At 53.4% G+C, this 17,619-nt stretch carries 17 protein-coding genes; 7 read left to right on the forward strand and 10 right to left on the reverse strand.

The features are described 5' to 3' along the window. Positions 1 to 335: 335 nt before the first annotated feature. Both QSJ34_RS16580 and QSJ34_RS16585 read right to left on the reverse strand, forming a co-directional pair. On the reverse strand, positions 336 to 890 hold the full coding sequence (locus tag QSJ34_RS16580) for a hypothetical protein (protein WP_285577379.1): 555 nt from the start codon (positions 888 to 890) through the stop codon (positions 336 to 338). Next, entirely contained in the window at positions 887 to 6,136 is a 5,250-nt protein-coding gene (locus tag QSJ34_RS16585; RefSeq protein WP_285577380.1) for an RHS repeat-associated core domain-containing protein, read from the reverse strand. The genes QSJ34_RS16580 and QSJ34_RS16585 overlap by 4 nt, the downstream gene beginning before the upstream one ends. A gap of 700 nt (positions 6,137 to 6,836) precedes the next feature. On the opposite strand from QSJ34_RS16585, the gene QSJ34_RS16590 reads away from it, so the two are divergent. Beyond that, on the forward strand, positions 6,837 to 7,292 hold the full coding sequence (locus tag QSJ34_RS16590) for a helix-turn-helix domain-containing protein (protein WP_285577383.1): 456 nt from the start codon (positions 6,837 to 6,839) through the stop codon (positions 7,290 to 7,292). A gap of 215 nt (positions 7,293 to 7,507) precedes the next feature. Here QSJ34_RS16590 and QSJ34_RS16595 read toward each other — a convergent pair whose 3' ends face one another. From QSJ34_RS16595 to QSJ34_RS16610, 5 genes are all read right to left on the reverse strand, one after another. Then, positions 7,508 to 9,046 (reverse strand): RNA-directed DNA polymerase, encoded by a 1,539-nt coding sequence (locus QSJ34_RS16595; protein WP_285577386.1) that lies wholly within the window; start codon positions 9,044 to 9,046, stop codon positions 7,508 to 7,510. A 143-nt stretch (positions 9,047 to 9,189) separates the two neighbouring features. Further along, complete coding sequence (locus QSJ34_RS16600; protein ID WP_285577388.1) at positions 9,190 to 9,642, reverse strand: hypothetical protein; 453 nt, start codon at positions 9,640 to 9,642, stop codon at positions 9,190 to 9,192. 62 nt (positions 9,643 to 9,704) lie between these two features. Then, positions 9,705 to 10,175 carry a hypothetical protein gene (locus QSJ34_RS16605; protein ID WP_285577399.1) on the reverse strand — a complete coding sequence of 157 codons (471 nt, stop codon included), beginning with the start codon at positions 10,173 to 10,175 and terminating at the stop codon, positions 9,705 to 9,707. 53 nt (positions 10,176 to 10,228) lie between these two features. Next, positions 10,229 to 10,525 (reverse strand): DUF3892 domain-containing protein, encoded by a 297-nt coding sequence (locus QSJ34_RS18605; protein WP_420798870.1) that lies wholly within the window; start codon positions 10,523 to 10,525, stop codon positions 10,229 to 10,231. Positions 10,526 to 10,732: 207 nt separating this feature from the next. Beyond that, positions 10,733 to 11,221 carry a helix-turn-helix domain-containing protein gene (locus QSJ34_RS16610; protein WP_285577407.1) on the reverse strand — a complete coding sequence of 163 codons (489 nt, stop codon included), beginning with the start codon at positions 11,219 to 11,221 and terminating at the stop codon, positions 10,733 to 10,735. Positions 11,222 to 11,579: 358 nt separating this feature from the next. On the opposite strand from QSJ34_RS16610, the gene QSJ34_RS16615 reads away from it, so the two are divergent. The 5 genes from QSJ34_RS16615 to QSJ34_RS16635 all read left to right on the forward strand — a co-directional run bounded on the left by QSJ34_RS16615 (position 11,580) and on the right by QSJ34_RS16635 (position 15,658). Then, a complete protein-coding gene (locus QSJ34_RS16615; RefSeq protein WP_285577408.1) occupies positions 11,580 to 12,122 on the forward strand; it encodes a hypothetical protein in 543 nt (180 codons plus the stop codon). A gap of 46 nt (positions 12,123 to 12,168) precedes the next feature. Continuing rightward, positions 12,169 to 12,729, forward strand: coding sequence for an SHOCT domain-containing protein (locus tag QSJ34_RS16620; protein WP_285577411.1), 561 nt, complete (start codon positions 12,169 to 12,171; stop codon positions 12,727 to 12,729). After that, the gene (locus tag QSJ34_RS16625; protein ID WP_285577412.1) at positions 12,726 to 13,328 is read left to right on the forward strand and encodes a DUF4339 domain-containing protein; all 603 of its coding nucleotides are present in this window, start codon (positions 12,726 to 12,728) and stop codon (positions 13,326 to 13,328) included. The genes QSJ34_RS16620 and QSJ34_RS16625 overlap by 4 nt, the downstream gene beginning before the upstream one ends. 8 nt (positions 13,329 to 13,336) lie before the next feature. After that, complete coding sequence (locus tag QSJ34_RS16630; RefSeq protein ID WP_285577413.1) at positions 13,337 to 13,927, forward strand: energy transducer TonB; 591 nt, start codon at positions 13,337 to 13,339, stop codon at positions 13,925 to 13,927. Positions 13,928 to 14,137: 210 nt separating this feature from the next. After that, a complete protein-coding gene (locus tag QSJ34_RS16635; RefSeq protein ID WP_285577416.1) occupies positions 14,138 to 15,658 on the forward strand; it encodes an ApeA N-terminal domain 1-containing protein in 1,521 nt (506 codons plus the stop codon). A 3-nt stretch (positions 15,659 to 15,661) separates the two neighbouring features. Here the strand turns inward: QSJ34_RS16635 and QSJ34_RS16640 are convergent, their stop codons facing one another. The 3 genes from QSJ34_RS16640 to QSJ34_RS16650 all read right to left on the reverse strand — a co-directional run bounded on the left by QSJ34_RS16640 (position 15,662) and on the right by QSJ34_RS16650 (position 16,758). Then, a complete protein-coding gene (locus QSJ34_RS16640; protein WP_285577418.1) occupies positions 15,662 to 16,015 on the reverse strand; it encodes a DUF3768 domain-containing protein in 354 nt (117 codons plus the stop codon). A gap of 51 nt (positions 16,016 to 16,066) precedes the next feature. Next, positions 16,067 to 16,444, reverse strand: coding sequence for a hypothetical protein (locus QSJ34_RS16645; protein ID WP_285577419.1), 378 nt, complete (start codon positions 16,442 to 16,444; stop codon positions 16,067 to 16,069). 101 nt (positions 16,445 to 16,545) lie between these two features. Further along, a complete protein-coding gene (locus QSJ34_RS16650; RefSeq protein ID WP_285577420.1) occupies positions 16,546 to 16,758 on the reverse strand; it encodes a hypothetical protein in 213 nt (70 codons plus the stop codon). 412 nt (positions 16,759 to 17,170) lie between these two features. Here QSJ34_RS16650 and QSJ34_RS16655 point away from each other — a divergent pair, with 412 nt between their 5' ends. Beyond that, a complete protein-coding gene (locus tag QSJ34_RS16655; RefSeq protein ID WP_285577422.1) occupies positions 17,171 to 17,575 on the forward strand; it encodes a hypothetical protein in 405 nt (134 codons plus the stop codon). The last annotated feature ends 44 nt before the right edge of the window (positions 17,576 to 17,619 follow it).

Raw genomic sequence — 17,619 nt, forward strand, 5'->3', positions numbered from 1 at the left:
CAAACTCTAGGCCAAACCACTGATCGGAACCCAACTGATGACCGGCATTTCCAGGTTGTGGCGAAATACAGAGAATTCATCGGGGTTCCCACTTAGGGTGGACATGTACCAAGAGAAGGGTCGGCATGGAAGGTGAGTAGGGCAACACCCCATACCATGTCACGGGGATGCTGGATTGCCTGCCTCACACAAGCACGCAGGCACGCACCGCAACTCAAGCCACCGCCTTTCCTGTGACGTGCCCCCAGAATCGTCCTCGGAAAACATCCAGCGAGCATCCGTATGAACGAGAAACGCCCCACGATGGGGCGTTTCTCGTGGGAAATGGATTGAAACTACTTTCTAGAAAAGGGCTGAGAGATGGGTATTTTCCCATCTGACTGAATGTCTATCTCGAAATTTAGCGCCTTTACTTTCTGCTCCTTTGAGGCCGGATCACGCTCCTCCGAGAATTCCAACTTGGTGATTTTCAGAACAATATTCATCCCATAGCCAGTAAAGACAACGGGGTTGTTCCGAATTGATCTCTGAAGAAAATCTTCAAGCTCGGCCTTCGTGATAACCCCAAAACAGCCGGTCGGAGAATAGGTTCTTTCTCCATTGTTTTTGCAAAGCAGGCATCCTGGAATATACCTTCCGCCTGCTTTGTTGATTCTTAAGCACAGAGCCCCACCAAGCTGATCATCCGGCCCATCGATTTCCCATCCGTCCAGATAGGCTTCCAGGATGTAGCGGACGATCTTCTTGTCGTTTTTTAGTCGGACCACATTTGCTCGATTGTTGCGAGAAAGAGCAAATTTTAACTCTGACGATTCCACGTTACCGTCCGCCTGAAGCACGGAAAACGCAGATAAAAACAGCAATGCGACCGTTATGTAAATTGCCCTCATGGCTTCTCCGTTGTGCCTTGCGGACAAGGCATGCTCGACGGCACCGTGATACGGACCCATGCCGAATTGATCTGCGACATGCCTGGAATCTCGATATACAGAGCTTGATTACCGCCATTCAATCCAGAAACCTTATTAATCTGGTAGTTCTCAAATTGACGCAGGCTCCAGCCCTTTCTCTTTCGAGTTCCTGCGTCATCGGCCCTGTCTCTGACGTCAGAGAAGAGTGATCCGAATCCGGTTGGCCCCATACCACCAGCTCCGGCTGGCCACCAAATCTGCCCAGAAATCTGGGATGCGTATGGCGCCATTGCATCTTTGCTGTCAAAACCAAACTGCGATGGAATGACTGCGGCAGAATCAGCCGTAATGGTGTTTCCAAAAGCGCCTGTGGCTCGACCGATGAAATTACTATTGCCTCCAATGATGGTGGCCAAGCCTTCGCAGTGCCTCACCTGCGGTGTTTGCGGCTGGCCTTCGCCTCCGCTTCCTTCCTCTTCTCCATCGTTATAAATATCTAAAATGCTGCTTCGGCATGATTCCCAGAGAACTCTTCCATCCGCATCAAAAATTCTAGTACAAGATGTCAGTACATTCATCATCCATTTCATTCCCGATGGATCCGTTCCCATAAACGGACTCCCACCTAGGTAAGCGCGCTGATTCCAAGTGCTGGGGTCGACACCCTGATCGCTGTTCACGAAGGCGTGCCAGGCGGGGCTGTAGTAGCGGCCGCGCATGTAAATGAGACCTGAGGCATCTGTCTGGGTGTGGCCCGTGTAGCCCGTGAGGGGCGCGTAGCCCGTCTGGGAGATCATTTCCCCGTAGGGACCAAACGCCTGAGTTCCATCGACAGTGCCGTTTTGACTTGAAGCCCAGGTCCCGGCTCCTTTCGTGACTAGCCTAGGCGTCCCCAAATGATCGCTGTGAAGTTCATGCACACCATTCGCATCAATTTCAGCAATCGCCTGATCACCCAGATAAATCACTTCCCGCCGAAGTGGGTTTCCTGCGGATCCCTTCCAATAAGCGACGTTATCAAAAATGCCTTGGGCTCCAGGATTGCTCGGCCCCACATCTAGAAAGAGATACGCCTTCGTCGCACCGGCCGGAGCGGTTCCGATGGTCGTGAGTTTGACTCGGTTCGCACTATGGGTCATGCCGGTCCAACTCCCCCATCCGATGCCCGTCTGGGTGTCTGAATCGAATCGGATCCCGAGGATCGCGCTCCCGGGCGGTAGGCCGACGGTACGCGCAAAGCTTTCTCCGGAAATTATGTCTCCGGGGTTACATGGAATCGAACGCGCGACTTCACCCCATTGGGTCGGGACTGTGACCGTGGCGCTGGTCGCCCCTGACCAAAGATTTGGATTTGATGAGCCTGCCGCCCAAACCACATCCTGCTCCAGAAGGAGCCCCGAACTGGTGTAGGTATTGTTAAATGTCTTCCCACTACTGGAATCGTTGACATTCACCCGCATCCCGGAGGGCGCATACAGGTAGGCTTGCCCCCCCGAGCTCCAAGCAACGGACTTAAGGAGCCCCAGGCCGTCCCAGGCCAGCCCTAGGGCCGTTCCACTCGAGGTGGCGGTGCCAACCTGCGTAGCCTCACCACGAAGGTTTGTGTTCCAACCCGTCAAGGCACCATTGGCTTCAACGCCAGGAATCTGGTTGTTGACCATAGGATTGAAGGTGAAATTATTGAACGCCGATGGAACAGAGGCTCCATTGGGAGTCGCCAAATGAGAAATGGCATTCCCGAATCCATCGTACGTGTGAGCCGTTTTTATCCCGAACCCATCAGCCTCCAGCAGACGCCCTGTGTTCGGGTCATTTGTGAGTTTCCATTCTCCGGCGGTCTTCAGGATGTTGGTCGCGTCGTCGTAGGTATATCCTCTGCTGTCTGGGCCACCCCCCACGTACCCAATGCTCCAATTGTTTAGCTTGGTACCTGTCAGATCGGCAGTCCACTGGTCCTGGGCGCCTGAGGCGAATTGGATCTGATCGCGATTGCCCCAATCATCGAATTTGATGTTGTTGACGATGGACGATCCATTATTGGTGATACTCGTAATTCGCCCGAGAGCGTCGTATCCATACCCAACCACACGTCCACTCGGGTAGGTCAGGCCGGTTAAAAACCCAGTCACGGAATCATAGGCATATCCGATGGTGGAACTGAATCCTGGCTGAGTGGTCGTTTCGGAATCCAGAACGCTACCAGGTGCATTGTAGGTGAAGGTCTGGCTAACACTCACTCCTCCCACTGTCTTGATGGCGGAAGTTAGAAGAGCCCCTGTATAGGTGTTTGATACGGAGTCCGAGCCATTGGTCATGCTGACCAAACGCCCAAAACCGTCGTAGGAGAGTGAACGCGAACGTGCATCTGCCGTTCCCGCAGCCTCCGTTACCGTAGAAGGCTGACCGAAAGCATTGAATCCCGAGAAGGTTTGAGTGTTCGTCTCTGGTTCAGTTTTAGAAGTAAGGCGACCCAATGCATCGAACGACCAGGTTCGTGTTTGCACGCGTCGAACATCCGATCCAGGATCAGTGGCGCTTACATCAACCTCAACAGTGCGCCCAGCACCGTCAAAGTAGGCATCGGTGATGGTTCCATTGGGAGCAATTTGCTCGACGACTTGGCCGAAAGGATCGATCCGTTTACTCGAACTGACCTGATTGGTGAGGGTGGTCGTGATGATCCGATTAAGACCATTGACAGAGTAGGAGGTCGTAGATCCACCCCCAGCGAATGGTGTCTGACTTGTGATGCGATCCAACGAATCATAGGAGGTGGATGCATTCCTTACCGTACCAGCCGGATTGGTCTCTCGAACGCTGACCACTCGCCCATAAACGTCGTAGGTTGGCACTTGGGTGGTGTAACTGACAGCGCCTGTAGACGTGAACCCAGTGGGTTTCTGGACAGAGCTGATCCGCCCGAAACCGTCAAACTTGGTCGTGGTGGTCAATCCATTGACAGTTGAGGTAGCTGTAAGTTCGTCGGGATAGCCGTAGCTGACAGCCGGTGAGCCGGGTCGTGAAACGGAAAGCTTCCGGCCGCGATCGTCGTAGGAAGATGTTGTGGTGACTCCAGAGGGATCCGTTGATGTTGTCGGCCGGCTCGCAGAATCAAAGCCACCCGCGGTCGTATTGAGGTATTGGTTCGGAGAAACCAACGTATTGGTAAGACTCTGAGAGGACGGCGCACCAGTCGTAGCGTCATAGCCCAGAGCCAGGTAGTTCGGAGCCGTAACTTCCGTGCTCCCCTCTACGTGGTAGGCCTGCTGGGTGGAGGGTCGGCCTTGAGTATCATAGGTATAAGAGACCCCGTGTTTTCCCGTTGTCCCACCATCGAGGTAGCTCTTCTGAAGCTGCAGCAAAGGCACACCGGAGGAGGCCGGATCGAAGACATTTGCCTGAGTGACCGTGGACAATGGAGTCGTGCCGTCAGATGCGTACCTGGTGGTAGCGACATTGGTCAGTTGGTGCCCTTCCAACATGTCCCAGCGAGCTGCATAGGTATTAGTCGTCTTTGAAATCCATAAAGAATTGGAGGAGACGTTCTGCTGGGTAGCCTGCAAATTCAGGCTATTGGGATAACCCAGAGATGTTGTGATGGTGGGCGCATTGTCTTGCTGAACTGTCACGGACTGCACGCTGGAGAGGCTCGCATTCACACCCGCCCCCGTCGTGTTGTACCCATAGGTCGTGGTGCTCCAAGTCTTCCCAGAGCTATCCATCAGGGTGTCGACCTGAATGACGCCGTTCCCAGAATTCAGCGTATCCGCCGGGAAGGTGATCTGATGGTACCGATCCGGATTCGCCATCTGATTCGGATCCCACCAGCCCTCCACTTTGGCGCTGGCGGGAACACCCGCTGTTGCGAAAGTTCTCGTCCATCGCTTGTTCAGTTTGGCTCCAGAGGCATCTGTCATTTCCACACGAGAGACGCCGCGGAAAGCAATTTGGGATCCGAAGGAGGCAACCGCCACGACTGGAGCGTTGGTATAAAAGAAGCTGCTCACCAAGCCATTGGGTTGATTGATCGACATAAGTTCCGCTTGAGCTGTGTCATAAGCGAAGCCCCAAGTTCGTGTGAGCGAATCGGTCGTGCCATCAGATGGCGGGGCCCCAGGAGCTGCCGCCGCCGTTGAACCTGAACCATCCCAGCTCGGCTTTGCCAGACTGCCGTATGGCCCAATTTGAATGCTCAAAGGGCGGCAGGTGGCTCCTATCGTGCTCGGAACCACGGTCCATTCATTGGTTGCGTTGAAGGGATAACCGATTCCCGAAGGGGGAGTGTAGGCATATCCCGGATAGCCCTGAACGATCACGGATGGCGCATGCATCCCAACAAAATCTGCACGTAGGATATCTCTGGAAATCTGATTTGAGGCGTAGTCAGCCCATCGAAGCACCAAGCCTTGGGAGTGCTGATTCATGGCCGTCACTTTGGTGATCGCCGTGATGCCGCTCGGAAGGCCCGTGGTGGATCGAAGCCACTGGAAGGTCACGTAGTGATTGAATCGGTCCGCCCATACGATGGGCACATAGGCCTGGACCGAAGTTGCGTAGGCATAGATCCTCGCCCTATTTTTATCCAGCACCACCTTGTAGTTCGAGCTGAGCGCACCGAAGCCTGAAGGCGCCAGTCCCTGCACGATAGATTGATACGTGGTTCCCAGCCCTGATCCCGTGGTCGTGTAGGTGAGGTACGTCGCGGTCGGATCAACCATGGCAGTGCTCGTACCCACCGCAGCGAAGCCATAAGCCTGGGGGAGGTTGAGTACTGTGCCCAGCGTCGGGTTGGCAGAAAAGGCTGTCCAATCGCGGTCTGCAATCTGAGTCCCATCTTCCAGCACCGTCACACCATCAACGGTCAAACCGTCGTACGTGGCCTGGTCCGAGACGTACCCGAAGTGAACGCCACCAACCATCGGGCGATCAATTACGTCAGTCACCGATTCCCGCAGCCGAGTCACTGGGTCATACACATTATGGGTTGTTGCCTTAGAGGTATAAGTCGCGTTCATGCCATAAGAAAGCCGAATGGGCACTTCCCCTGGAACGGCTGCAATCGGCAACCCGAATGTCAGGTTCCCCTCCTGCGTAGTGACATCCCACCCAGACATATTCATGTTTACCGGTGGAGGCATCAGTAGGTTCTTGCTGATTTGAGCCTGAACCTTTGTCCAAGACAAACCAAGGCAGACAGCCAGACAGAACTTAAGCCAACGATTCATGGGATCCCCTGATTCGCGTTAAGAGGCGGACGAGGTGGTTGTTTTGGGTTCGCTCACGACGCATTCGACAATGCGCACCTGGATTGGCCCCTGTGTTCCGGGTTCGACCTGGATCTTTAAGGGCCCAGCCTGGCTGCCAGGCTTTAGATAGACGTGTCCATTGGCAGATATCGAATTTGAAGTCTGGAGACCTTCGAGGTAGAAGCCAAAGTGGACCGACGTAGTTCCAAAGTTCTTGAAGAAGACTTGGTAACCGCTAGGACCAGACTGGATGAAGGCCCGAACATCACCCGATACATTTGAGCCAAGATCCACGGAGGTCCAACCAGAAAAATCCGCTCCCGCGATTCCAGTGGCACAGGCCACGAGAGCGCCCGAATAGAACCCAAGAGATCGAAGATTGATAGTCATCGGTTGACACACCTTTACAAAATATAGACTTCATTCGTGTCTTTGACAGTTTGAGCCAAGTTTTATACATATCCTGCAAGGAATTTGCACGATACATCAGGGTCGGCTTGCTGAACTAGAAACAGCTCCCAAACTATTCGGAGTGCATTGAGCGTGTCTAGGGGGTTTTTAAAAAATTCACAAAAAAGATTAATGCAAATATGAAATTTTCGCCGCATGCATGCGATTTACAATTTTCATTCAGTTTGCCGAAATGGACGTCCTTGAGGTCACCTCACGTGGAGCCGCCATGCCCAACATTGCCTCACTCTTGAAATCCGAAATTCTCCGGCTCGCCCGGAAAGAAGTCCGCGCAGAGGTTGAATCACTCAAGAAAGCCTCAGCAGCCTACCGATCCGAGATTAGTCAGCTGAAGCACAGAGTAGAAACACTCGAGAAGCAACTATCCCGAGCAGAGAAGAAATCTATGAAAGCCAGGGAAACATCGGAAACCCCGGAAACGACCACAAAGATTCGATTCAGCGCAAAGCGCTTTGCAGCTCTGCGGAAGAAGTTAGGGCTCAGCGCCGCCGATATGGGACTGCTTATCGGTGTTTCAGGCCAGACCATCTACCACTGGGAGTCCGAGAAGAGCCGCCCAAGGCAGGCACAGCTGGAGGCGATTGCAGCACTCCGGGGGATCGGGAAGCGTGAGGTAAAGAGGCGCCTCGAGGCAACCGTGGACCAGCCGAACCTAGAGGGCTGAACCGATGGTTTTAATTGATCTCGGTAATTCGGTCATGTCGGTTTCCCTTTTCCCTTTACCCTCGTTACCCAGAAACCAATGATTAAAATCAAGGTGTGACTTGATCCATGGTCACGCTTCAGGTTCTTCATTCGGGGAAGACTCCTCAGGCGAGGAAGCGAGAAGTTGAGAGAGAGCCTAAGGCAACGCAGGCGGGGTCGGATTTGAGCGGAGGGTCAGCTACCCTTTACCCACTTTGCAAGCGCTTTATCAAATGGACGAATAAATGATTGACGAGCAATGAAGTATTTTTTCTCGTCTCTGGGGAGGCCGGCAATAGTGAATAAGTACGCACGCTGTTGCCATGGGTCCATCGTTGGGAACGATTCCTTCAGCTCCCTGGCCCAATCGAAGGCCTTGTTTACTTTCGCTGCAAGGATAATTTCGCGTCTGACAATAGCATCGCTTTGCTGGAATGCACCATGCAGCTGCGCAAAATGGTTGATGTATTCATTTCTAGTAAAAAGGCTCAGGATCAGTAGACGGAAATATTCACTTGATTGAATCTCAGGCTTACGAATAAATTCTAGAAGCCTGCCACCAATGCTTTTCCATATGTCCGGCGTAATAGATTGAATGGAAGCAAGATAAAAACAAATATTAGCAAAACAGGGCCCAAGGGCATCAAGATTATCGAGTGAGATCTCGATTGCGCCGGGATGGCCTATTTGTGCCAATCTTCGATAAAACCAACGTAATCGTATATAGTCGATAGATTCCTGCTGGATGTAATCATTAATCACATTGCATATGGATGCATCAGAGATCGAAGCCCAGTCATCGGGTGTTATTTGAGCATATGAAATCGTTTTGTATGGGTCTCCACCTGTATATTTTTTAATCAAAGCAAGAAGCGTTTTTTCATCGGAATTGATAGGACGATCCTCAATCATCTGCAAACAAAGCTTTTGAAATTCAGATGGATCATAGAATTTTGTCTTGTGTCTTTGCAACATCAATCGTTGTTGTTTGTCGAGAACAGTTGCAACTGTGGCGAGAGCTGACTTGCCCTCCTGCAATGACTCGCAAAATATCAGGATGTCATCCGCATACCGAATGAAGTTCAATCCTGCTGCTTGAAGACTATTGTCTACGGGAATCAGCGTCGCTTCCGCGATTAGGTGAATTGGATGCGGACCGACGGGCACCCCACGAGAAACACCTGCCGTAGTTGATTCCAATAATGAAATGAGCCACTTGACCGCCTGATTTGGAAGGCCCGCTGCAAATAATTGGTTTTCAACTGTATGGTGGTAGACCTGATTATAAAAATCAGCAATATCGCAATAGAGAACGTGCCCTGAACGCTTGGCAAGCAGGCCGGCCCTTGTCCAAAACTGATTCCACGCTGTTTTGCTGCCATATAGACCATCTTCTAGTGTCGGTTGAAATCTATAGCTAAATATTTTATCATTTGTCAATCGCCTGCTTTCGATCAAAGAACCGTACTCGTAAACAAGAGCGGATAGGATAATCGAATCCTGTGGATCAAGTTGTGTTGCCTGTCTGTATGAAATATCGTCTTTTGGAACAATGAAGCGACGACAACTGCCAGGTTGAAATGTGCTGAGGTCAACTCCCGTCAATTGGCTAACGAAAGCAGATTTGTCGGCAGAAATGGCTTCGACCTCTAGGATTTTTGGGAATAGATCCCCATCAGAATGCAGTTGGAGGAAGTCTATAGCCCATTCAAGAGATGTTGCGCGTAGTGTCATAGCGCTGCTCGCATCGGGCACCTAACGAGAGAAGCTAACCAGCCCCGCCTGCACCGAGGTGATGAACGAAGCCGAGGTAGCGAAAGGTTGAGAGAGATCGGAAGACAATGCAGGCGAGGTCTAAGTAAGGTGCGTTCATCACCTCAAACCTCGAAGAAGAAGCATTTGTGTGTTTCGCAGTACCACTGCTTGTAATATTTGGCTTTCGACCGTGTGTATTTGGGAATCCACCACACTTTGATTGTTGTGGCAATGAGACCAAAAAACACCCCAATGAGTAATGGCTGCCAGTCCAGGAGGATATCGACTAGTTTCGCCAAATGGTTCGCCACGAACCATTGATGAATACTGAAGAAGTTGCCCCTGAGCAGAGTAGGTACAATCACGAGGATAGCCGATAAAATTGCCGCAAGAATGAACCAAAACCAAGGACTGGCTGGCGGTTCATGTTTTCTGGATTCCTTGGTGTGATAGATGTTTCCTTTTTCGTCTTTTCGCATTCCTTTTTTCCAAAGATTAGAAGACTTCATTGCTTCGCACATCTCACCAGTAGTAGCTTGCGGACATATCGCCATAAATCCTCCGTAATCGATCACTCAAACATCTATCCGAGTGGTATTTAACAATTGAATTCATCGCATCACTATCTATTTATGATTCAATCTGACGCTACTTCGTCAATGTTCCCACGATAAAATGAGGCGTAGCATTCACCTGTTCCCCAATCCTCAACCTTTGCCCAGCGAATTTTTGAATCTACTTGCTGTTCTAAATACCAACCAGCGGCATCTTTGCCTGGATGAGCAGCAAGATCTTCAGTTGGATTTGACCCAATAATGCACCAACTGAGTTTGCACCTCGCTCCAGGAGCTATGTTTCGCAAGGGAATCTCTTCAAAAATCTCTCGATCCTTGATCCAATCGTAGGCATCTTTATCAAATTGATCCCATTCTGATTCGGCCTGAGTAATTCCTTTTAGCATCATATCGTGGGCCGATGCTAAATCCATTTTAGCGGATTCTATTTCACTTTCTTTGCCCCGACGAAGCACCATAAGGGCCTTAATATGGAGTTTCAAACCGTTGAATAGAATTCCCATTTGTAGTCCTTTTAGGAAGGGATGGACCATGGGTCTGGATCGATGGGAACCCAGCACACCTGTACCAAGACGATGAGCAAATCCTATGAACACTGCCCAAGCGAAAGCAAGTTGTCGTTCCAGGTCCCGTCAGCGTGGGTCCGAAGAAATGGTGCGCGCCCATCAGAAGGATGCACCACACCAACGTAGGCCCTCTTCTTCGTCTTGGAATCCACAACATAGAAACTATGCGTCTTGGAGTCGATGTACTTGATAGCCTCTTCCCTGCTGATTTTCCAGGGTCTGCCCTGCCCTCCATCGGGACCGCCGATGTGTGTGATGTGTTCGTGCGCAGACTGAGGATGAGGCTTGGTAATGCAGGTGACTTGGTACTCGGGCATGGAAGCATCCTTTCCGGAATCCCTTTGATTCCTTACGGGAGCCTATACCAGAGCGATATATCATCATTTATTTCCGCCGAACGGTGTAGCCCTCACCCCTGAACGGCGTGATCTCATCACCAAATCCACTACCAACACGTCTTACTGAGTCTTAATCACAAATATAATACAAAATCACGCATGAGATCTTCGGTCCCTTGGATCATGTCAGACATTCGGCTTTGCCTGATCCCCAATCACCAACCACACGGCCCTTCCTTGCTTCTTAGCCTCACGGATCGCAGCCAAAGCCTGGGTCAGCGGAACCAACGCAGCATCCTCAGCGAGCGTATCGACCTGAAGGATCTCGCCCTCTTTGAGCCCGGGAAGTAGATTTCGCAAATCCTGAATGTCCCGCTTACTCATAGCGGCTCCCTCGGACACCCCAGGAAGCTCTGGAATCTTGAAGCCCTTTCCTGATTCCAACGCGGGCATGGAAAGGTGAAACAGCTTGGCCAAGGCCGTAAGCGAGGCCCCGCTGGGCCTGCTGACATCCTTCTCCCATTCGCTGATGAGGCTCTGAGCACTGCCGAGTGCCTTTGCGAGAGTGCCTTGGGTCCAACCCCAGGCGAGACGAACAGCACGAATGCGTTGCCCCAGCGTGGTCAATCGACCCACTGGTTTCAGGGATTGGTACGCGCCCCGACTGGAAGTCATGGACACGCTCCTGAGAATTCAATACTATCGGATTCCGATATTCTGTTTTTCCCACCCCTCAACCCTTTCACGTTAGGGCGGGTTCGGTGGGCCTGAGCCATGATCCAACGTTACCAGAAGGTCCAGCCCAGGCCTGCTTTCGCCCGCAGGGAAACCCTCCTGTATGGCCTCGATCTCATCCACACGGTTTGATCTTTCGTCGGCTCACCTCCCCTGGCTTCTAGGGAGGGTCAACAGGGTTTTTCATTCTTTTCCGGATTCCTGGGTAACTCAGGTCATGGGTCATGAGTCCGTTGTCCTCGTGGTTCTGCCATTGGAAGGTCCCCGGGTGCCCAAGAGCACTCCAAGGAGACCCACCATGAGCAAGCTGTTCAGTTCCGGTTCCTCGAAGCAGGACCCGCCTGCTGTTTCCACTTCCAAGAAGAAATCCCAGATGGAGTTCTATCCCGGCAAGGGCCTGGGGAGCTACCACTGCTTCGGTCCCACCGAGGACAAGCAGCGCAAGCTGTTCCGCTCTGCCGTGCTCCAGTACGGTTCGCTCGCCACGCTTCCCAATGCGGACCAGGCCCTGGCTTCGGTCCTGCCTCGTGGCTTCGTCGATGAGGTCTCGGCTCAGGGTTGGACGCTCAAGGAAGCGATGCAGGAGGCCCAGGCCCACTACGCGGCGATGCCTGCCTCCTCGAAGCCCAAGCGCGATTCGGTGGATTTCGATACCCGGCGTCTCGCTGGGATCTTGGCTGCCCTGTCTCCGAACGATCCCCCTGCGGCACTGCTGACGGAACTGAAGGGGCTCATCGAGACCAAGGGCGAATCGGCATTGAAACACCTAGCCCGCATGGCCGAGGAAGCCGGGCGTGATCAAGAAGGCTTCATCTACCTCCGCAGGGTGGCCCGGTCCTAGACCGGGCTTTCCCATTTCCCACCAAACCCACCATCTGGAGAACCTCGTGCGAGTCCTGAAGAACATCCTCATCGCGGTTGGCCTGCTCATCGCGGCCCTGATCCTCGGTGGCCTCATCGACCGGATCAGCCCGCCTCGCCCCGGTGGTGATGGCATGGCATCGAGCATCGTTGGGCTCCTCATTTTCGGAACCACCCTATGGGCCAGCATCAGTACGAGCCGCCTCGAATTCCGTCGCTACAAGACCGGCATGTCCTACCACCCGGTGACGATTTTCGTCCTTCACCTGATGTTCTGGATCGTCGTCTTCCCCTACTTCCTGACGGTCCGAGACAACATTCGGGACGGTTCTTCCGAATTGAAGGATGAGTTCAAACACGAGGCGGTGCCGCCCGTGGCGGCTCCTGCTTTCCAGCGCATGCCCACCTCGGTGGTGCCTCCCCCGATTCCGACGGCACTGCCAGTGCCACCGCTCCTGCCGAGGCCTCAGGCCAGCACGGAGGATCGCTTCGAGCAGCTTCGGAAGCTGGCACAACTGAAGGACCAGGGAATCCTGAACGACCAGGAGTTCCAGGCAGAGAAACAGAAGATCCTGGGGCAGGCATGAGCCACCAGGATCCCTGGTACTACGCCACACCCCAGGGTGAACGCATAGGACCGATCAGCTATCAGGAGCTTCGAGCCCTGATCCAGGGCGGCAGGGTCTATCGAACCGACCTGGTGTGGGCCGCCCACATGCAGGAGTGGACCCCACTTGAGCGGGTTCCAGAGCTTGCTGGATGGGGGCGCCAGCTACCGCCTTCGGTGCCAGCCGGAGCCTCGTGGCAGACCACCCAGGAAATCATCGACACGATCCGGAAGCTGGAGGTGGCTTCCGGCGTGGTGTGGAGCATCATCGGCGGACTTCAAGTCCTTGTCCCGGTGCTGTGCCTGATCGTGCCGTTCCTGAGCTTCTCTACCGAGATGCTGGTGCTCCTGATCGCCGGGATCTGGAACATCTATGCCGCTCTGTCCCGGTTCAATCGGGCCAAGCTGGTTCAGGCCCGCCGCGCCTCCGTGGTTTCGTCCTTCGAAGGGATCACCCAACTCATCGTCATCGGGGTAGTGAACCTGCTCTTTGGAGCGGTGATCGGAGCCCTGTGGGTGATCGTCGACTTCATCAATCGAGACAAGGTGCTGCGGAACCGGCACCTCTTTGACCAATAGGGGCCGACATGGATAGCAAACCGAAGTACCGAATGGGGCGAGGGGAGAAGGTCTTTCTCTGGGGAGTAGGAATCCTCGCCGGGTTGGTCGTCGCGGTGGCGTTACCGGCGCTGCTCCACCAACGCGAGCGGACACAGGCCAAAGCGGCCCAGGAGGAGGCAGCGAGGCAGGCCCAACCACCCATGCCATCGCTCGCACAGTCTTCACCAGCTCCAGTACCGGTCCAGACGGATCCTTCACCGAATGGTGAGGTCCACCCCCAGCACCTAGGCGGCACAGATATGAACGACCACTGTGAGGGCATCCCCCAGGGCATGATCCCGTTGGTTCCCATTACGTCTTTGGTGGAGATCCTTCCGAGGCCTGAGCTGGTCTACCCCGCTGAAGCCCAGGCCAAGAAAATTCAAGGCAAGATCCAGGTCGAAGTGACGATCTCCACGGCTGGTATTCCCGTCACGGCCGTATCCCAGAATGGCCCCATCGTTCTCCGAATCGCAGCCGAGAACTGGCAGCTGAAACGGAGATTCAAGCCGCCCGTGTTCGAGGGCCTGGTCCAGCCTGTGAAGGTGGTCAACAACGTGACATTTGCGATCCAGTAGACGAACCGAGAGTCCAGGCAACAGCACCCCTCATGAGAATGACCTCCACCTAACGGAGGTCATTCTCCTCTTTGGCTATATTTCTCCTAGTGGTTTGAGCCATGACCAGGGAAGATGACGAAATTCTTGTTGCATCTTCATACCTGATGGCCAATCACTCGACATCATAAAGGCCCAAGATCGGAGAGAGCCAAATGGGGGTCATATTCAATGGCTGACTACTCACTAGACAGTCCCTTCGAATCAACGGGAACTTGGTGGCTACCGTCTGATCCTGATCGGAAGATTAATGGAACTATTCGGTACTCCGAGGAGGGAGCGCGTCTTGAGTTAGACGATTCCTTCACTTCAATCGTGGGCCCTGTCTTTGGAGATCAATCAACCACCTTTGAGCGCATAGACGGCGAGACAGCTCTTGGTGTTCCGATGATTCTGTTTCATGTCCATCAGACTGGAAGGCACATGAACTTTGGCCCATCGGGTCTAAGACAGCAGGACCGCATGATCAGCAGTCGATTACTAATCGGCCATCAGATTCCCGATGATGCTCGCTTCAAAAAGGTGCGATTCCGAATCCCGGGCTTACAGCACTGGCTTTCATCTCCCCTCGTTCAACGTGGGATCGAGAGGAAAGAGAATGATGGGTCAATCGTCTTTCATTACCGAGTGGAAGGTTCAGCAGATGAGTCCTTCAGACTCCCTTCCATAGCCTCTGATGTCACCTTCACCACCACATGGATCGAATCACGTGCACTCGATCCGTTTTCATGTTCTGTCGCCTCAGAAGCATGGGTAGAGTTATGCCCGGATGAGCCCCAACCACTAGATTGGCATTTGAAACAATTCGCCACTCTCAACTACATGCTTTCGTGGCTTTCGAGCTGGTCTATGTCGCCAGACAAGATCGAGGGAATCAATGACCCACACTCATCCGTCTCCGTTCTGTACAGATTTCAGGACAGAAAGCCAAATCTATCACCGAGTCAGATCGATCTCTTCATCCCACGCCCTTTGCTCGGGATTGAGCTTGGGGTAGCACTTGTCAACTGGTTCGAGATCTACTCAAAAATTGAAGATCCATGCCGGCTAGCCATCAGCACCTCAGGCTCGAAAGAGTTATGGATTCACGTCGAATTTTTGTCTTGGATGCAAGCTTTGGAGGGGCTCCACCGGTCAATCCTCGATGGGAATTACATGGACCCGAAGGCGTACGAACCTGTAAAGAAGAGCCTGGTTGACGCCATCCCCAACATTGTTGAGCAGGCGCATAGGGAATCACTCCGATCCCGAATCCGCTATGGATACCAATACTCTCTGAGGAAGCGTCTTGATGAATTGACCAAGCGGCTTTCGGAACCGCTTCGGACAATCATCCTCGGCGAAGGAGGCCAATTCCCTGGATCTTGGGTTGAGACCAGAAATTATTACACCCATTGGGACGTAGCTCTCCAACCTACTATTCTTGAACCCCCAAAAATGTACGAAGCTAGCTTCCGGATTAGCATTTTTGCTAGGGTGCTATTCCTTCAATTGATGGGAATTTCTGATGAAGTTGTAATCCAAGCGTTAGGAGGCAGTTGTCACTTAGCCCAGTACCTTATCCAGCTCAATGCTCGTGAGCACCGAAAGCGCTTCCCGGATAGCACAGCTGGAGCCTTGATGTATGTTTCTGAGGCCTCCGCACCAATACAAGAAGTAGCTGATCCCGACTCGAAAGAGCCTGAAGTGTAGGCTTCAATACTCGCCTGCCAGCATGCAGGTGTAGACGCGGGTTGTCATTTCATCGTTGGCGGGGTCCTCGCTGGCTTCGTTTGGCCCCCAGCTTCGGGCGTAGCAGTCCACCTTGAGATAGAACGTGTCGCCATCCAGAACCACCTTGAGCATGTCGCAATCGCCCCAGGGGTTGATGCCATCATCAGTCTGGGTCGGGCACGTTAACAGCCAGCGGAGAGCTTCGTATCCCCGTGGGTGATGGTGAACACCCCTCGTCACATATAGGCGGGCATACAGCGGCGAGACCGGATGCTCCTGTGAGAGCAAGCGTCGCCACCGTTCATTCTGGATACCGGCGCGGGTGATCATGACCATCGGTGCCTCCCGCGACACCTTCGGCGCGGGCCGCACACTGGAACAACGGCATCACTCCGGACTGGAGCGAGACTCGCTGTATTCTTCCGTCAGCATGCAGCTGTAGATACGGGTCGTCAGGTCGTCATCCGAGGGGTCGTCGCTTCCGCGCCTCCGTCCCTCGCCTTGGGCAAAGCAGCTCACTAACAGATCGAATGACTCCCCGGCCACGACAACCCGGAGCCAGTCGCAATCACCCTCGGCATTGACCACTGGATCCAGTTGAGCCGGGCCCGTGAGGAGTCGGGCCAGTGCTTCCTGGCCGTGTGGGTGGCTCTGCATCTCATCTGAAACGATCACCCTGGCGTAACGCTCCGGCACCATGAGGCCGCACAGGAGCCGCCTTCGCCAGTATTCGTTCCGCATGCCGGTTGGTGTGATTTGGACCATGGTGCTGTCTCCAGATCCAGCATCCGTGAGGCTTTCACTGAGGGGTACGGCTGGATTTGAAGCAGTTGATTGCTACGTCGAGAAGCCTGCCTGAGCCGTGTCTACGCAATGAATCCGTCGAAGACGCAGATCCGAATCGACTGCTCAAAAATCCAGCATCGGATGCAGGGAAGGATCACCCGTTCAAGCACTGATGCGGCTTTTGCTCTCCCCGCCAATTCTGGAATCAAAGGAACGAAATCCATCAGGCCAGCGTCAAGGCAGAAAATCAAACCATGCGCAACAAAAAATGTTTGACTTTTCAGTGGTTTCATGATCAAATTATGTTCTCGTAATTGTGCCCTGCATCGAACAAGCAGCCTCGGAGCCTTTTTATTAAGTTGCCTTAAACCACCTTTCACCAGGGGTCGGACATGTGCGCTCATTTTTCGATTTTTCAAGGCTACAGGCCCATTCAGTGGTTGATTCCCGGCCATTTCATAGGTCCGGATTCGACGTAGACCCCAAAATTACCCAGCTACATAAACCGGGAATGAAAATAGGTCACCGCCCAAAGGGCTGACCCTCTCATTCAAATTCTCTCGGTTGATTCAAAGCAGGCCAAATGCTGGCCACCGGCGTTAGCTCTGCCTGCGAGTGCGGGCACCCCTTCCACCTCAACCGCGACACCCGAGTCCACCCGGCCTCCTGGGGAACCTCTGTCGCAAAACCACCAAAGGAGCCTTCATGGCCACCATGTCCGGCACCCAGATCCTCTCGATCAGCCGTGATGCGATCGTCACCTACACCCAGTCCGGCACCTATAAGCGGGACCAGACCATCTACCACCCTCGATTCGGCTTCGGCACGGTCATCCGGGTTCGCTACGGAAAGGTCGAGGTCCGCTTCGGCTCCGAGAAGCGGAATCGCACACTCCTCTGCGGAATGATGACCCACGATCAGCGAAACGAGGCTAACGGAATCTCTGCAGAAGAAACTCCCCGCATGAAGTCTTCTAAGCGCCAAGCGGTCCTGGTGGAGGGCGCTCTGCTGCAGGAGGGATCTCGCAAGATCGCGGCTGATGACATCCCCTTCTCGATGGAGTCCTTCATGAACCAGCTCCTGGACTGCTCCTTCGACGAAGCCAGCTAGGATGTCACGGACCTAGGCTGAACCATGGTGGCGGAGGGACTCAC

The sequence above is a fragment of the Geothrix limicola genome, assembly GCF_030268085.1.
Taxonomy (GTDB): Bacteria; Acidobacteriota; Holophagae; order Holophagales; family Holophagaceae; genus Geothrix; species Geothrix limicola.